Raw genomic sequence first — 362 nt, 5'->3', positions numbered from 1 at the left:
ACCTCGCTGGTGACCATCACCTTCAGCGAGGCGGTCAGCGGCTTCAGCAACGCCGATCTGACGGTGGTCAATGGCAGCCTCAGCGCGGTGAACAGCAGCGACGGCGGAGTCACCTGGACGGCGACCTTCACCCCGACCAGCAACATCACCGACGCCAGCAACCTGATCAGCCTCGCCAATGGTGGAGTAACCGACGGAGCTGGCAACACCGGCAGCGGCACCACCGATTCGAACAACTACGCCATCGATACCGCGCAGCCAACCGCGGCCATAGTGGTCGCCGACAGCAGCCTGACAGCCGGTGAAACCTCGCTGGTGACCATCACCTTCAGCGAGGCGGTCAGCGGCTTCAGCAACGCCGA

At 64.1% G+C, this 362-nt stretch carries 1 protein-coding gene; it reads left to right on the top strand.

Features of this window, described 5'->3' with window-relative positions; genetic code table 11:
* Positions 1-362, top strand: a 362-nt coding sequence (locus F3I62_RS20095) for an Ig-like domain-containing protein (protein ID WP_256667845.1), incomplete at both ends; no start/stop codon positions are given.

It is taken from the genome of Pseudomonas sp. R-28-1W-6 (genome assembly GCF_009799925.1).
Classification (GTDB): domain Bacteria; phylum Pseudomonadota; class Gammaproteobacteria; order Pseudomonadales; family Pseudomonadaceae; genus Aquipseudomonas.
The sequence above is the reverse complement of the archived record's forward strand: the minus strand, read 5'-3'. Positions and strand labels throughout refer to the sequence as shown.